Here is a 15,660-nt window from a genome sequence, read left to right on the forward strand (position 1 = left end):
CAGGTGCGGGTTCAGCGCTTCTTGGCGCAATCTCCGCAAAGACCGTAGAGCGACATGGCGTGGTCCTGCAGGATCCAGCCCTTGTCCTTTGCGATCATCTGCTGGCGGCGTTCGATCTCCGCGTCGTAGAACTCCTCGACCTTGCCGCACGAGGTGCAGATCAGGTGGTCGTGGTGCGTGCCTTCGTTCAGTTCGTAGACGGCCTTGCCGCTCTCGAAGTGGCTGCGCTCGAGGATGCCGGCCTGTTCGAACTGGGTCAGCACGCGATAGACGGTGGCCAGGCCGATGTCGGAGTGTTCGTTCAGAAGCACGCGAAACACGTCTTCCGCGGTCATGTGCCGCTGGCTGCCGGTCTGGAAGATCTCGAGGATCTTCAGCCGTGGCAATGTGGCCTTGAGGCCGGTATTCTTGAGTTCGTCGATGTTGGCCATGTTGATTCCTGCGCCCTGGGCTGCGGCAAAGGCCCTGAAAAGGGCAGCCGCTACAATGGCCGATCATATCGCTACCCCCCCTTCCTCCCATGCCTGCCATTCTCCAACGCCGTCCCTGGCTGCTGGTCGCCGCCATCGCCGCGACGCTCGGCCTCGGTGCCTGCAGCGGTTTCAGCGAGCGCACGCGTGACGCCCTGACGGCCGTCACTCCCTACAAAGTCGAAGTGGTGCAGGGCAATTTCGTCTCGAAGGAACAGGTCGCGGCGCTCAAGCCCGGCATGTCGCGCCAGCAGGTGCGTGAAATCCTCGGCACCTCGCTGCTGAGCGACGTTTTCCACAACAACCGCTGGGATTACGTCTTCACTATCCGCCGCCAGGGCGTGGAACCGCAGGAACGCCACCTGACCGTGTTCTTCAACGGCGAACTGATGGACCGCTTCGAAGGCGACGAGATGCCCAGCGAGGAAGACTTCGTCGCCACGCTGGACACCCGCAAGAAGTCCGGCAAGGTGCCCACGCTCGAGGCATCCGAGGACGACCTCAAGAAATTCGCCCCCTCCAAGGACGAGAAGAAGGCCGACAGCGCCACCTCGTCGCCGTCGGCCAGCCTGCCGCCGCTGCCGGCTGCCTATCCTCCGCTCGAAGCCACGCGCTGAGCGTGCTGCGGCAGCGAGCCGAAGCGACAGAAGAAAACAGCGGGCGGCGCCCGCCGAGTCAGGCGGCGTCCGTCCCGAGTCCATGCATGCCATTGGCCATTTCGAAGACTGAATCCGCGTGACCGAATCCATTTCCACTTCTTCCTCAAGTTCCGCCTCCGCGCCGCGCCGTGTCGCCATCGCCGGGGCATCGGGCCGCATGGGCCACATGCTGATCGAGGCCGTGCGCAACGCGCCCGACCTGCGCCTGGCCGGCGCGCTCGACATCGCTGGCAGCCCGGCGCTCGGCGCCGATGCCGGCGGCTTCCTGGGCTTCGACAGCGGCGTGTCCATCGTGTCCGACCTGCGCGCGGGCCTGAAGGATGCGCAGGTGCTCATCGACTTCACCCGCCCCGAAGGCACGCTCGCGCACCTCGCTGTGTGCCGCGAACTGGGCGTGCAGGCCGTCATCGGCACCACCGGCTTCAGCGACGCGCAGAAGGTCGAGATCGCCGAGATCGCCAAGGACATCGCCATCATGATGGCGCCCAACATGAGCGTGGGCGTCAACGTCACCCTCAAGCTGCTCGAGATGGCGGCCAAGGCCATGTCGACCGGCTACGACATCGAGATCATCGAGGCGCACCACCGCCACAAGGTCGACGCGCCCTCGGGCACCGCGCTCAAGATGGGCGAAGTCATTGCCGACGCGCTGGGCCGCGACCTCAAGGACTGCGCCGTTTACGCCCGCGAAGGCATCACTGGCGAGCGCGACCCTTCCACCATCGGCTTCTCGGCCATCCGCGGCGGCGACATCGTGGGCGACCACACCGTGCTGTTCGCGGGTACCGGCGAACGCATCGAGATCACCCACAAGTCGTCGAGCCGCGTCACCTATGCCCAGGGCAGCCTGCGCGCGGTGCGCTTCCTGGCCGAACAGCGCGCCGGCCTGTTCGACATGTACGACGTGCTGGGCCTGCGCTAAAAATCCAAAGGACCGCCGATGAGCGTGCTCGAACTGCTGACCCATGGCGACGGCGTCAGCCGTTCGGTGGCTGCGCTGCTGCTGGCGATGTCGATCGCGAGCTGGGTCATCATTCTCTGGAAGGCCTGGCTGCTGCGCGGCGGCACGCGCGACGTGCTGCGCAGCATCGCCGCCTTCTGGCAATCCGCCACGCTGGCCGACGCCGAGCAGAAACTCCGGGCCTTCGACCGCGCGACGCTGGTGCTGCCGGCGGTGTCGGCCATCCGCGGCGTGGCCGCCGGTGCGCCTGAGGGCACGCTGGGCGCCGCGGTCGACCGCAACCAGCGCCTGACCCGCGTCCTGCGCAATGCGCTGCACGGCGCGCTGCGGCGCCTGCAGGCCGGCCAGATCCTGCTCGCCACCGTGGGCGCCACCGCGCCTTTCGTGGGACTGCTTGGCACGGTCTGGGGCATCTACCGCGCGCTGTCGGGCATCGCGGGCCAGACCGGCGGCTTCACCATCGACAAGGTCGCGGGGCCGGTCGGCGAAGCGCTGGTGATGACGGCGTTCGGCCTGGCCGTGGCCATTCCGGCAGTGCTGGCCTACAACGTGTTCGGCCGTGTCATCGGCCGCATCGAGGCCGAACTCGAAGGCTTCGCCCACGACCTGCTGGGCAGTTTCGGCGAGCCGCCGAAGCCCGCCGCGCCGCCACCCGCGCGGCCGATGCCGGTCTGACCCGCCGGCAACCAACGCACGAGGCACCACCATGGCCTTCGGTCGTACTTCACTGGGCAGCGGTGCCGCAGGCGGCGGACGCGCAATGGGCGGCGGCGCGCAGCGGCCGCTGTCCGACATCAACGTGACGCCGCTGGTCGACGTGATGCTGGTGCTGCTGGTGATCTTCATCATCACCGCGCCGCTGATGGCCAGCTCGATCAAGCTCGACCTCCCGCAGACCGACGCGGGCCAGCCCAACGACACGCCCAAGTTCGTGAGCGTGTCGGTCGACGCCTCCGGCAAGGTCTTCTTCAACGACCGGGCCGTGACCGACGAGGAACTGGCCGACCGCTTCGAGAAGGCCGCCGCCGACAGCAAGGACACCGAGGTGCAGTTGCGCGCCGACCAGACCGTGCCCTACGGCAAGGTGGTGGCGCTGATGGGTATCGCGAACAAGGCCGGGTTGAGCCGCATTGGGTTCGTGACCGAGGCCGAGCCGGCGCAGCAAAAGCCGCGCTGACTTGTCTTGCTCCTTCCCCAGTGAGGGGAGGGAGGAATGCCGGAACGCTCAGCCCAGCACTACCGGCTTGGTATGCCAGATCTCATGCGCGTACTGCGCAATCGTGCGGTCCGATGAAAACGCGCCCATCCCCGCCACGTTCAGAACAGCCATCCGCGTCCACGCATCCGAATCGCGATACAGCGCATCCACCTCGGCCTGCTTCGCCACGTAGCTCGCATAGTCCGCCAGCAGCAGGTAGTGATCGCCCCAGTTCACCAGCGCGTCGTAGATGCCCTGGTAGCGCGCCGGCTCGCCTGGGGAGAAAGCACCGTCGCGGATCGCGTCGAGCACGCGCTTGAGCTCGGCGTTGCCTTCGTAGATGTCGCGCGGCTGGTAGCCGCGTGCGCGGATGTCCGCCACCTCGGGCGTGGTGTTGCCGAAGATGAAGATGTTCTCCGGCCCCACGTTCTCGCGCATTTCCACGTTGGCGCCGTCCAGCGTGCCGATGGTCAGCGCGCCGTTGAGCGCGAACTTCATGTTGCCGGTGCCAGAGGCCTCGGTGCCCGCCGTCGAGATCTGCTCCGACAGGTCGGCCGCCGGCATGATGATCTCGGCCAGGCTCACGCTGTAGTTCGGCAGGAACGCCACTTTCAGCAGCTTGCCCACGCGCGGGTCGGCATTGATGGTGCTGGCCACGTCGTTGATGAGCCGGATCACCAGCTTGGCCATCACATAGGCCGAAGCGGCCTTGCCCGCGAACACCACCACGCGCGGCACCATGTCGACCGGCACACCCGTGGCCTGCGCGTCGAGGATGCGGTGGTAGCGCGCCACCACGTGCAGCACGTTGAGCAGCTGGCGCTTGTATTCGTGGATGCGCTTGACCTGCACGTCGAACATCGCGTCGGTGTCGATGTCGATCTTCAGGTGCTGCTCGACCCAGTTGGCCAGCCGCAGCTTGTTCTCGCGCTTGGCATGGCGGAAGGCGCGCACGAAGGCGGGCTGCGCGGCCATCGGCTTGAGCGCCTCCAGTTGCGACAGGTCGCGCCGCCAGCCCTTGCCGATGCGCTGGTCGAGCAGCGCCGCCAGCGGCGGGTTGGCCTGCGCCAGCCAGCGGCGCGGCGTGACGCCATTGGTCTTGTTGTTGAAGCGCTCGGGAAAGAGCTTCGCGAAGTCCGAGAAGATCGACTGCTTCATCAGCTCCGAGTGCAGCCCCGACACCCCGTTGACCGAGTGGCTCGCCAGCACCGCCACGTAGGCCATGCGCACGCGCCGCTCGCCGGTCTCGTCCACCAGCGAGAGCCTGCGCATCAGCTCGACGTCGTTGCCCAGCTTCTGCGCGACGGTGGCCAGGAACTTTGCGTTGATGTCGTAGATGATCTGCAGGTGCCGCGGCAGGATGCGGCCCAGCATCTCGACCGGCCAGGTCTCCAGCGCCTCGTGCATCAGCGTGTGGTTGGTGTAGCTGAACACCTTCTGCGTGTGCGCCCAGGCTTCGTCCCACGGCATGCCGTGCTCGTCCAGCAGCAGCCGCATGAGTTCGGGCACGGCGAGCACCGGGTGGGTGTCGTTCAGGTGGATGCTGACCTTTTCCGAGAGCTGGTCGAAGGTCGTGTGGTTGCGCAGGTAGCGGCGCAGCAGGTCTTGCATGCTGGCGCTGCAGAAGAAGTACTCCTGGTGCAGCCGCAGCTCGCGCCCCGAGGGCGTGGAGTCGTCGGGGTAGAGCACGCGCGACACGTTCTCCGACTGGTTCTTGCTTTCGACCGCGCCCATGTAGTTGCCGCGGTTGAAGGCCGAGAGGTCGATTTCCTCGGTGGCGCGCGCCGACCACAGCCGCAGCGTGTTGGTGGCTTGCGTGCCGTAGCCCGGGATGATGGTGTCGTAGGCCACGGCCAGCACGTCGTGCGTGTCGACCCAGTCGACCGCGCCGGGCGGCACGTTGGCGCCCTCGCGCTTTTGCACGTGGCCGCCGAAGCGCACCCGGTAGTTCACCTCCGGCCGCTGGAATTCCCAGGGGTTGCCGCGCGTGAGCCAGTAGTCGGGCGTCTCGACCTGCTGGCCGTCGACGATGCGCTGGCGGAACATGCCGTATTCGTAGCGGATGCCGTAGCCCATGCCCGGCACGCCGAGCGTGGCCATCGAATCGAGAAAGCAGGCTGCGAGCCGGCCCAGGCCGCCGTTGCCCAGGGCCGCGTCGGGCTCGCGCTCGGCCAGCGCGTCCATGTCGACGCCGAAGTCGGCCAGCGCCTCGCGCACGGTGTCGTACAAATCCACGGCCAGCAGCGCGTTGGTGAAGGTGCGCCCGATGAGGAATTCCATCGACAGGTAATAGACGCGCTTGAGGTCCTGCGCGTAGTTGGCGCGCGTGGTCATCATCCAGCGCTCGACGAGCTGATCGCGCACTGCCTGCGAGGTGGCGTTGAGCCAGTCGTCCTGGCTGGCCGCGACAGGGTCCTTGCCGACGGCGTAGATCAGCTTGTTGGCCACCGCGCGCTTGAAGGCCGCGACGTCGCGGTCGGGGTGGTCGTAGGCGAAGTCTTTGATCGTCATGGTTGGCGCTCTTTGGGTGGGTGTTGGTGTGTCTGATTTGCTGTCAGGAGGCGTTCGGGGTGTGTGCACAGGGCACCGGGTGCTCCCCTCCGCGAATGTCCCCCGCCCTTCGGGCTCCTCCTTTATTTCGCTGCGAGGAGCACCCGGCGCCCTGCGCACGGTGGACGCGGCGCTTGTGCTGGCTGATCAACAAGTGCTCTGAACGCTCACGACGGCGGGGTACCTTGCGCAGCGAAATAAAGGAGGAGGCCGCAGGCCGGGGGACATTCGCGGAGCAAGGTACCCCGTCGGCGTGAGCGCCCCCCGAACAGCACGTGACACGGCAAAAAGAAAAACAGAAGTTCATCCCAGCGCCTGCCGGTAAACATCGATGTACTGCGCAGCCGCGGTAGCCCAGTCGGCCGGCCGCCGCATCGCGTTGCCGCGCACGCGCCGCCAGTCCGGTGCGCGCTGGTAGAGCGCGAAGGCGCGGCGCACGGCGCGTTCGTAGTCGGCCACCTCGAAGCGATCGAACACGAAGCCGGTGGCCTCGCCGCTGGCCAGGTCCTCGAGCGTGCTGTCGACCACCGTGTCGGCCAGGCCGCCGACGCGGCGCACCAGCGGCAGGCTGCCGTACTTCAGGCCGTACATCTGCGTGAGGCCGCAGGGCTCGAAGAGCGAGGGCACCAGCGTCACGTCGCCCGCGCCGAAGAGCTGGTGCGCGAGCGTTTCGTCGTAGCCGATGGTCACGCTGACCGATTGCGGCGCGGCCGCCGCGCGCTGCCTGAAGGCATCTTCGAGCCAGCCCTCGCCGCTGCCCAGCAGCGCAAGCTGGCCGCCCTGTGCGAGCAGCGCGTCCAGTCCGTCGAGCACCAGCCGCAGGCCCTTTTGCTCTGTGAGGCGGCTCACCAGGATGAAAAGCGGCGCGTCCGGCCGCTCGGCCAGCCCCAGCTGGTGCTGCAGAACCGACTTGCAGCGCGCCTTGCCGGCCATGTGGCGGCCTTCGGGCGTGTGATAGCCCTGCACCAGCGCAGGATCGGTCGCCGGGTTCCAGACCTGGTCGTCGACCGCGTTGAGGATGCCGCTCAGCACGCCGCTGCGCTGGCGCAGCAGGCCGTCGAGCCCGCAGCCCTGCTCAGGCGTCTGGATCTCGAGCGCGTAAGTCGGGCTCACCGTGGTGAGCCGGTCGGCGTAGCACAGGCCACCCTTCATGAACGAGACCTGGCCGTGGTACTCGATGCCGTTCATCTGGAACGCGGGGCCGGGCAACCCGAGGTCCGCGAAGTTCCACGGCGCGAAGAGGCCCTGGTAGGCCAGGTTGTGCACCGTGAACACGCTGCCAACGCGCGATGCGCCCATCTGGCCGGCCTCGCGCGCGAAGTGCAGGTAGGCCGGCGCCAGCGCGGCGTGCCAGTCGTGCGCATGCACCACCTCGGGCTGCCAGGACGGATCCAGCCCCTGCGCGAGCCGCGCCGCCGCCCAGCCCAGCAGCGCGAAGCGCCGGTGGTTGTCGCCGTAGGGCTGGCGCGAGTTGTCCTCGTACGGGTTGCCGGGCCGGTCGTAGAGCGCGGGCGCATCGATCACGTAGGCCGGGATGCCCGGCGTGCCGTCGACCGCCACCCGCCCGAGCCGCAGCGCGAAGCGCTCGCCCCAGGGGGCGTCGAACCCGGCCACGGGCGCGAGTTCGCGCACGCCCTGGGTGATGGCCGGAAAGCCCGGCAGCAGCACGCGCGTATCCTGTCCCTCGGCCATGAGCGCCAGCGGCAGGGCGCCGGCGATGTCGGCCAGGCCGCCGGTCTTGAGCAGGGGGAAGAGTTCGGCGCTGACTTGCAGGATTCGCATCGTGGAGGCTGGAAGGTGGGTATCAGGCGGGCGCAAGCCGCTTGAGCATTTCGCGCGTGACCAGCACCACGCCGCTCTCGGTGCGCTCGAAGCGCGCGGCGTCGGCCTCGGCGTCCTCGCCGATCACCATGTCGTCGGGGATCACGCAGGCGCGGTCGATGACCACCTTGCTCAGGCGGCAGCCGCGTCCCACTTCAACGTCGGGCAGCAGCACCGCCTGCGAGATCGTGCAGAACGAGTGGATGCGCACGCCCGAGAACAGCACCGAGTCGCTCACCGACGACCCCGACACGATGCAGCCGCCGGAGACGATGGTGTTGGTCGTGAGGCCGGGCTTGCCGTCACGCCCGAACACGAACTTGGCTGGCGGCAGCTGGCGCTGGTAGGTCCAGATGGGCCAATTGGTGTCATAGATGTCGAGCTCCGGGGTGATCGAGGCCAGATCGAGGTTGGCTGCCCAGAAGGCATCGATCGTGCCCACGTCACGCCAGTAGGTCGGGCTGTCGCCACCGCGCATGGCGCGGGTCACGCACGACATGCCGAACGGATGCGCCAGCGCGCGGCCCTCTGCCACGGCGCGCGGGATGATGTCCTTGCCGAAGTCGTGGTCGGAGTTCGGGTCCTTGCTGTCTTCCTCCAGCAAGCGATAGAGGTAGCTGGAATCGAACACGTAGATGCCCATGCTGGCCAGTGCCACGTCCGGCTTGCCGGGCATGGCCGGCGGGTCGGCGGGTTTTTCCAGGAAGGCCGTGACCTTGCGGTCGCCGTCCACGTGCATCACGCCGAAGGCGGTGGCCTCCATGCGCGGCACCTCGATGCAGCCGACTGTGCAGCCCAGGCCGCGCTCGGCGTGGTCCTTGACCATGATCGAGTAGTCCATCTTGTAGATGTGGTCGCCGGCCAGCACCACGACATAGTCGTGCGGCGTGGAGCGGGTCTGGATGATGTCGAGGTTCTGGAACACCGCGTCGGCCGTGCCGCGGTACCAGTGCTCGTCGCCCACGCGCTGCTGCGCGGGCAGCACGTCGACCATCTCGTTGAGCTCGGCCCGCAGGAAGCTCCAGCCGCGCTGCAGATGGCGCATGAGCGAATGCGACTTGTACTGGGTGACCACCGCCATGCGCCGGATGCCGGAGTTCAGGCAGTTGGACAGCGCGAAATCGATGATGCGGAACTTGCCGCCGAAGTACACCGCCGGCTTGGCGCGGCGATCGGTCAGCTGCTTCAGGCGGGAGCCGCGTCCGCCGGCCAGCACCAGGGCGATGGTGCGGCGGACCAGCTGGTGGGCCTGCAGCTCTTGCTGCGGTTGCTGTGGCGCTTGGGGTGCGAGGTTGTCCATCCTGAAGTCTCCGTTCGTTCGATTGTTGGAATTCATCCGCCGTCAGAGTTCTGCATCGAGACTAGCACCGCGCCCTGCGGCTGGCTTCTACGTTCTTGCAATTCCGAGGCTCGAGAAAGGCACCTGCGCCGTGCCGTCGAGCGGCTGCGCCAGGTTCCCCGGGTCCTGACCGGGGTCGGTGGACAGGCACAGGCGCCAGCCGCCCCCTGGCAGCCTGAACTGCACGGTGTCCGGCCCCGCGTTCACCATCACCAGCCATGCGCTTTGCTTTCCGCTTGCTTCATCCGATGCATCGCTCCCGGCAAAGAGGATTGCAAGGGCCGTGCCTGTCTGCCAGTCGGCGGGTGTCATCGGTTCGCCGTCGGGGCGCAGCCAGCGGATGCCGGGCGGCGTGCCTTCGGGCGGCTCGGCCGGCCACCAGCGCGCGCTGCGCAGCGTCGGGGCTTCGCGCCGCAGCGCCGCCAGCCGCGCCACGAAGGCGCTCATGCGGGCCGCGTCGCTCGCCGGATCGGACGCGGCGCCGATCCAGGCGAGCCAGGTGGTCTCGTTGTCCTGGCAGTAGGCGTTGTTGTTGCCTTGCTGGGTGTGGCCCAGCTCGTCGCCGGCCAGCAGCATCGGCGTGCCTTGGGAGAGCATCAGCGTGGCCAGCAGCGCGCGCCGCAGCCGCTCGCGCAGGGCCAGCACGCCGGGGTCGTCGCTCGGGCCCTCGACGCCGCAGTTGTTGCTCAGGTTGTGGCCGTGGCCGTCGCGGTTGCCTTCCCCGTTCGCGAGGTTGTGGCGCTCGTTGTAGCTGACGAGGTCGCGCAGCGTGAAGCCGTCGTGCGCGGTGATGAAGTTGACGCTGGCGGTCGGCGCGCGGCCATCGTGCGCGAACTGCGTGCTCGACGCGGTGAAGCGGTGCGCGAAGTCGCCCAGGCCGGCCTTTCCGTCGCCCTCGTGGTCCTGCCGCAGCCAGAAGCCGCGCTGGGTGTCGCGATAGCGGTCGTTCCATTCGAGCCAGCCGGGTGGAAATTCGCCCAGGCGATAGCCGCCCGGGCCCAGGTCCCAGGGCTCGGCGATGAGCAGCGTGCGCGACAGCACCGGGTCTTGGGCGATGGCCGCGAAGAAGGGCGCGCGCGGGTCGAAGTCGTTGTTGCTTGCATTGCGGCCGAGCACCGGCGCCAGGTCGAAGCGGAAGCCGTCGACACCCATCTCGCAGGCCCAGAAGCGCAGGCTGTCCATTACCAGCTGCAGCACGCGCGGCTCGGCCAGGTCGAGGCAGTTGCCGGTGCCGGCCCAGTTCTCGTAGAGCGCGCGGTCGTCGGGGCGCAGGCGGTAGTACAGGGCGTTGTCGATGCCGCGCAGCGAGAGGGTGGGGCCGAATTCGTCGGTCTCGGCGCTGTGGTTGTAGACGACGTCGATCACCAGTTCCATGCCGCGCGCGTGGATCGCATCGGCCATCGCCCGGAACTCGCCGGCGGGCGTGGTGCCGGGGCGGCCGCTCCAGTAGCGGGCTTCGGGCGCGAACCAGCCGATGGTGCTGTAGCCCCAGTAGTTGCTCAGGCCCATGTGCAGCAGGCGCTGTTCGTCGGCGCGGTGCTGCACGGGCATGAGGCTCAGGGTGGTGACGCCCAGGCGCTGGAGGTGGTCGAGCACGGCGGGTTCGGCCAGTCCCGCATAGCTGCCTCGAAGGGGGGCAGGCACGGCTGGGTGGAGTCTTGTCTGGCCTTTGACGTGCAGTTCGTAGAGGACGCGGTCGGATGCCGGGATACGGGCGTGGCCGGCCAGGCGTTCGCTGCTCGGTGTTGCTGCTGCTACCCGGGCTTTGAGGGCTGCTGCGGAGTTGTCTCGCGTGTCCCTCTGGTCTGGGTTGGCGGGGTCGTGGCCGAGGAAGATGTCGCTGCCGTCGTAGGTGCCGAGGATTTCTCGGGCGTAGGGGTCGAGCAGGAGCTTGGCGGGGTTGAAGCGCTTGCCCTCTTGGGGGGACCAGGGGCCGTGGACCCGGTAGCCGTAGACGAGGCCGGCCTTGCCGCTGGGGAGATGGCCGTGCCAGATGCCGTCTGTCTGTTGCGGCAGCCTCAGGCGCTGTTGTTCGTTCTTGCCTGTGGTGTCGAAGATGCAGAGGTCTACGGCTTCTGCTGCTGGGGCTGCCAATGCGAAGTTGACGCCTTGCTTTGTGGGGGTTGCGCCCAGGGGGAAGGGGTGGCCTGGGCTCAGCATGGTTTTTGCCGTGCAGGGGGCTTGTTTTTCGGGGCCGGGTCTCGCCCCGGCGGGCGACTCACTTTCTTTTGCTTCGCCAAAAGAAAGTAAGCAAAGAAAAGGCGACCCTGCTGTCTGCGTCCCTCCGCTTCGCTACGGGCAACCTGCGGTGCTCGACTACGGCGGGGGTCCGCAGAACTCGCTTCGCTCAAACAGCTGCGGCCCTGATCCCGCCTACGTCTGCGCTCCTCGGCGCAGCCAGAAGGGATTGGGGAACCAAACGTGCCATCGCTTCGCTCGGCCCCCACGCGGCACAGCCGCTGCGCGGCTGTGCCGTTCGTGCCGAGCGAAGCGATGGCACGTGTCGTGTCGACCTCCCCTCTGGCTGCGCCGAGGAGCGGAGCGTTTCGCGGATAAGGGCTCGCAGCTGTTTGAGCGAAGCGAGTTCTGCGAGACCCCGCGAAACGCGAGCACCGCAGGTTGCCCCGTAGCGAAGCGCAGGGGTCGCAGACAGTGGGGTCGCCTTTCTTTTGCCTACGTTTCTTTGGCGAAGCAAAGAAAAGTAGGTCGCCTGCCGGGGCGAGACCCGGCCCCGGGAAAAAAACAAAGCCCAAAAACATCAAACCAACACCCACATCACAGTACCCAGAGGCGGCAAGCTGACACAAACAGAGTCCGCCTTCCCATGCCACTCGACGGCAGAGCTTTCGACAACCCCATTGCCCACCCCACTCCCCCCATACACAGCCCCATCCGTATTGATGATCTCCCGATAAGAGCCAGCAAACGGAACCCCCAACCGATACCCAACCCGAGGCACAGGCGTGAAGTTGCAGACAGCAATGACGAACGCCCCGTCACGAGCCCTCCGAACAAAAGCAAACACCGACTGATCCGCATCGTCATGCACGATCCACTCGAACCCGTCGCCGTCATGATCGAGCTCGTGCAGCGCCGGAAAATGCCGGTACACGTTGTTCAGGTCGCGCACCAGCCGCCGCACGCCTTGATGCGCCGCGTGCTCCAGCAGATGCCAGTCCAGGCTGCGGTCCGCATTCCATTCGGCGTACTGCGCGAACTCGCCCCCCATGAACAACAGCTTCTTGCCGGGATACGCCCAGAGGTAGCCATACAGGTTGCGCAGCCCGGCAAACTTCTGCCACTCGTCCCCCGGCATGCGCCCGATCAGCGAACCCTTGCCGTGCACCACCTCGTCGTGCGACAGCGGCAGCACGAAGTTCTCGCTGTGCGCATACATCAGCCCGAAGGTGATCTTCTGGTGGTGGTGCTTGCGGTAGACCGGGTCGGTGCCCGCATACGCCAGGGTGTCGTTCATCCACCCCATGTTCCACTTGTAGTGGAAGCCCAGGCCGCCGTCTTCCGGCGGGCGGGTCACTCCGGGGAAGCTGGTCGACTCCTCTGCCAGCGTCACCGCGCCGGGCCGTTCGACGCCCACCACGCGGTTCATGCGCCGCAGGAAGTCGATGGCCTCGAGGTTCTCGCGTCCGCCGAAGGTGTTGGGTATCCACTCGCCCGCCTTGCGGCTGTAGTCGCGGTAGAGCATCGAGGCCACCGCGTCCACGCGCAGGCCGTCCACGCCGTAGCGCTCCAGCCAGTAGAGGGCATTGCCGACGAGGTAGTTGCGCACCTCGGTGCGCGCGTAGTTGAAGATCAGCGTCTGCCAGTCGTTGTGGAAGCCCTCGCGCGGGTCGGCGTACTCATAAAGCGCGGTGCCGTCGAAGCTGCCGAGGCCGTGCGCGTCGGTCGGGAAGTGCGCGGGCACCCAGTCGAGGATCACGCCCAGCCCCGCCGCATGCGCGGCCTCGACGAAATGCCGGAAGTCGCCCGGCGTGCCGAAGCGCGAGGTCGGTGCGTACAGGCCGATCGGCTGGTAGCCCCAGGAGCCGTCGAACGGATGCTCGCTGATCGGCAGCAGCTCGATGTGCGTGAAGCCCATGTCGCGCGCATAGGGCACCAGCGTGTCGGCCAGCTCGCGGTAGTCGAGCCACTCGTGGCCGTTGTTCTTGCGGCGCCACGAGCCCAGGTGCACTTCATAAATGCTGATCGGCGCATGGCGGCCATTGGCCTCGGCACGGCCTTCGGGCATCTTGACTGCGGCCGGCAGCGGCTGCACCACGCAGGCGGTGTCTGGCCGCAGCTGTGCCGAGAACGCGAAAGGGTCGGCCTTGCGCAGCACTTCGCCGTGCGCCGAAAGAATCTCGAACTCGTAGGCATCGCCCACCGTCACGTGCGGCGCGAAGATCTCCCACACGCCGCACTCGCGGCGCAGCCGCATCATGTGGCGCCGGCCGTCCCAGTTGTTGAAGTTGCCGACCACCGACACGCGCCGCGCATTCGGCGCCCAGACCGCGAAGGCCACGCCCTTGACGCCGTTCATCTCGCGCAGATGCGCACCCAGCCGCTCCCACGGCCGCAGGTGCGTGCCCTCGGCCAGCAGCCAGACGTCGGTATCGCCAAGCACGAACGGAAAGCGGTAGGGGTCCTCGAGCCGAGAGGTGTGGGCGTCCCAGTCGATCTGGAACGAATAGCCCATGCGGGCCTCGGCCGCCGGCACCAGTCCGCTGAAAAGGTCCGACTCCCCGTGCCGCGAAAGAATCGACAGCGGCCAGCCGGTGCGCGAATGCACCACCGCCACGCGCTGCGCGCCGGGCAGAAGCGCGCGCACCTCCAGGCCCTCGGCGGTCTCGTGCGGCCCCAGCACGGCGAACGGATCGCCGTGTTCGGCGCGCATGAGCGCGCGGACTTCGGATTCGGACAACGGCTTCAGGGGCATGGCGGTCAGCTCATTCCTTCTTCGGCGGGCATGCCGATGAAGACGCCATAGGGCGCCAGCACCAGCATGCGCTTTTCATCGATGCTCTGCACGGCGGCGGTCGGCGCGAGCGGTTGTCCGACGAGAGGCTGCATTGACTGCAATCCATCGGGCAAGGGCATCGACACCGGCGCGCCCCCCAGGTTGAAGATCGCGTGGAGCGATTGGTTCCCGTCGGTGCGCTCGAAATGCAGCAGGGGCTCGGGCGCGTCGATGAAGGCGATGCCGCCGGTGCGCAGCAGCGGCTGCGTGCGGCGCCAGCGCAGCAGGGCGCGGCTGAAGGCGAGCATCGAGCCCGGGTCGTCGGCCTGCCGCGCAACGGCCAGCGGCAGGTGCGGCCCGTACACCGGCAGCCACGGCGTGCCGGTGGTGAAGCCGCCGTGGGGCGCGTCAGAGGTCCAGGGTATCGGCGTGCGGCAGCCGTCGCGGCCCTTGAATTCGGGCCAGAACGCCCGGCCGTAAGGGTCTTGCAGCAGTTCGAACGGCACCTCGGCCTCGGGCAGGCCGAGTTCCTCGCCCTGGTAGATGCTGGCGCTGCCGCGCAGCGTGAGCAGCAGCATCAGCCAGAGGCGGTCACGGCGCGTGTCGGCTGGAGCGCCGCCGCTCCAGCGGGTGGCGACACGCGGCACGTCGTGGTTCGACACGGCCCAGCAGCCCCAGCCGCCGGTGGGGGCCAGCGCGCCATCGAGTGCTTCCACCTGGTGGCGCAGGTGCCTGGGGCTGTGGTCGGCCGTGAGCAGGCTGAAGCTGTAGGCCAGGTGCAGGCGCTTGCCGCTCTCGGTGTATTGCGCCATGACGGGCGGCGCGTTCTCGTCGCCGACCTCGCCCAGCGCCACCGCGCCGTAGCCGTCGAGCAGCCGGCGCAGGTTTTCGAGAAACGCCAGGTTCTCGTGCTGGCTCTTGTCGTACAGGTGCTGCTGCATCGCATACGGGTTGTCGGCGCGCACCGTGCTGACCTCGTCGATCGACGCGAGCGAGGCCGGCGGGTTGTCGCGCAGCAGCGCGTCGTGGAACTGGTGGTTGCAGGCGTCGAAGCGGAAGCCGTCGACGCCGCGCTCGCACCAGAAGCGCACTTCGCCGAGCAAGGCCTCCTGCACCTCGGCGCAATGGAAGTTCAGGTCGGGCTGTTCGGCAAGAAAGCTGTGCAGGTAGTACTGCCGCCGCCGCGCATCCCATTGCCAGGCCGAGCCGCCGAACACCGACAGCCAGTTGGTGGGCGGCGTGCCGTCGGGTTTGGGGTCGGCCCATACGTACCAGTCGGCCTTGGGGTTGTCGCGGGAGCTGCGGCTTTCGGCGAACCAGGCGTGCTGGTCGGAGGTGTGCGAGAGCACCTGGTCGATGATGAGCTTCAGGCCCAGCGCATGCATGCGCGCGAGCATGGCGTCGAAGTCGGCCAGCGTGCCGAACAGCGGATCGACCGCGCGGTAGTCGGACACGTCGTAGCCGAAGTCCTTCATCGGCGAACGGAAGAAGGGCGATACCCAGACCGCATCGACGCCTAGCGCCGCCACGTGGTCGAGCCGGGCCGTGATGCCGGGCAGGTCGCCGATGCCGTCGCCGTTGCTGTCGCTGAAGCTGCGCGGGTAGATCTGGTAGATCACCGTGCCGCGCCACCATTCGCTGCCGCCTTTGTCGCTGCTCTTGTCGCTGGTGCCCATGCCGGTCCCTGTGGTCGGAAAACCATTGTGGC

The 15,660-nt window shown here is 67.7% G+C and carries 11 protein-coding genes; 4 read left to right on the plus strand and 7 right to left on the minus strand.

Going from position 1 to position 15,660, the window contains the following annotated elements:
* Positions 1 to 11: 11 nt before the first annotated feature.
* Positions 12 to 431 (minus strand): ferric iron uptake transcriptional regulator, encoded by a 420-nt coding sequence (gene fur, locus ACWV14_RS02855; RefSeq protein ID WP_019655576.1) that lies wholly within the window; start codon positions 429 to 431, stop codon positions 12 to 14.
* An 89-nt stretch (positions 432 to 520) separates the two neighbouring features.
* Here fur and ACWV14_RS02860 point away from each other — a divergent pair, with 89 nt between their 5' ends.
* From ACWV14_RS02860 to ACWV14_RS02875, 4 genes are all read left to right on the plus strand, one after another.
* Positions 521 to 1,087 carry an outer membrane protein assembly factor BamE gene (locus tag ACWV14_RS02860; RefSeq protein ID WP_422088618.1) on the plus strand — a complete coding sequence of 189 codons (567 nt, stop codon included), beginning with the start codon at positions 521 to 523 and terminating at the stop codon, positions 1,085 to 1,087.
* A gap of 118 nt (positions 1,088 to 1,205) precedes the next feature.
* Positions 1,206 to 2,051 carry a 4-hydroxy-tetrahydrodipicolinate reductase gene (dapB, locus tag ACWV14_RS02865; RefSeq protein ID WP_454902492.1) on the plus strand — a complete coding sequence of 282 codons (846 nt, stop codon included), beginning with the start codon at positions 1,206 to 1,208 and terminating at the stop codon, positions 2,049 to 2,051.
* Between the two features lie 18 nt (positions 2,052 to 2,069).
* A complete protein-coding gene (locus tag ACWV14_RS02870) occupies positions 2,070 to 2,765 on the plus strand; it encodes a MotA/TolQ/ExbB proton channel family protein (RefSeq protein WP_454902494.1) in 696 nt (231 codons plus the stop codon).
* A 31-nt stretch (positions 2,766 to 2,796) separates the two neighbouring features.
* Positions 2,797 to 3,267, plus strand: coding sequence for an ExbD/TolR family protein (locus ACWV14_RS02875; RefSeq protein ID WP_454902496.1), 471 nt, complete (start codon positions 2,797 to 2,799; stop codon positions 3,265 to 3,267).
* A 48-nt stretch (positions 3,268 to 3,315) separates the two neighbouring features.
* Here the strand turns inward: ACWV14_RS02875 and ACWV14_RS02880 are convergent, their stop codons facing one another.
* From ACWV14_RS02880 to ACWV14_RS02905, 6 genes are all read right to left on the minus strand, one after another.
* On the minus strand, positions 3,316 to 5,799 hold the full coding sequence (locus ACWV14_RS02880; protein ID WP_454902498.1) for a glycogen/starch/alpha-glucan phosphorylase: 2,484 nt from the start codon (positions 5,797 to 5,799) through the stop codon (positions 3,316 to 3,318).
* 342 nt (positions 5,800 to 6,141) lie between these two features.
* A complete protein-coding gene (gene glgA, locus ACWV14_RS02885) occupies positions 6,142 to 7,620 on the minus strand; it encodes a glycogen synthase GlgA (RefSeq protein WP_454902500.1) in 1,479 nt (492 codons plus the stop codon).
* A gap of 22 nt (positions 7,621 to 7,642) precedes the next feature.
* Positions 7,643 to 8,959, minus strand: coding sequence for a glucose-1-phosphate adenylyltransferase (gene glgC / locus ACWV14_RS02890; RefSeq protein ID WP_454902502.1), 1,317 nt, complete (start codon positions 8,957 to 8,959; stop codon positions 7,643 to 7,645).
* An 87-nt stretch (positions 8,960 to 9,046) separates the two neighbouring features.
* Complete coding sequence (glgX, locus tag ACWV14_RS02895; RefSeq protein WP_454902504.1) at positions 9,047 to 11,158, minus strand: glycogen debranching protein GlgX; 2,112 nt, start codon at positions 11,156 to 11,158, stop codon at positions 9,047 to 9,049.
* A gap of 598 nt (positions 11,159 to 11,756) precedes the next feature.
* Positions 11,757 to 13,931: a 1,4-alpha-glucan branching protein GlgB gene (gene glgB / locus ACWV14_RS02900; RefSeq protein WP_454902506.1), complete on the minus strand. Its 2,175-nt coding sequence runs from the start codon at positions 13,929 to 13,931 to the stop codon at positions 11,757 to 11,759.
* Positions 13,932 to 13,936: 5 nt separating this feature from the next.
* Positions 13,937 to 15,628 (minus strand): alpha-glucosidase, encoded by a 1,692-nt coding sequence (locus ACWV14_RS02905; RefSeq protein ID WP_454902508.1) that lies wholly within the window; start codon positions 15,626 to 15,628, stop codon positions 13,937 to 13,939.
* Between the last annotated feature and the right edge of the window lie 32 nt (positions 15,629 to 15,660).

It is taken from the genome of Variovorax durovernensis, from assembly GCF_977011995.1.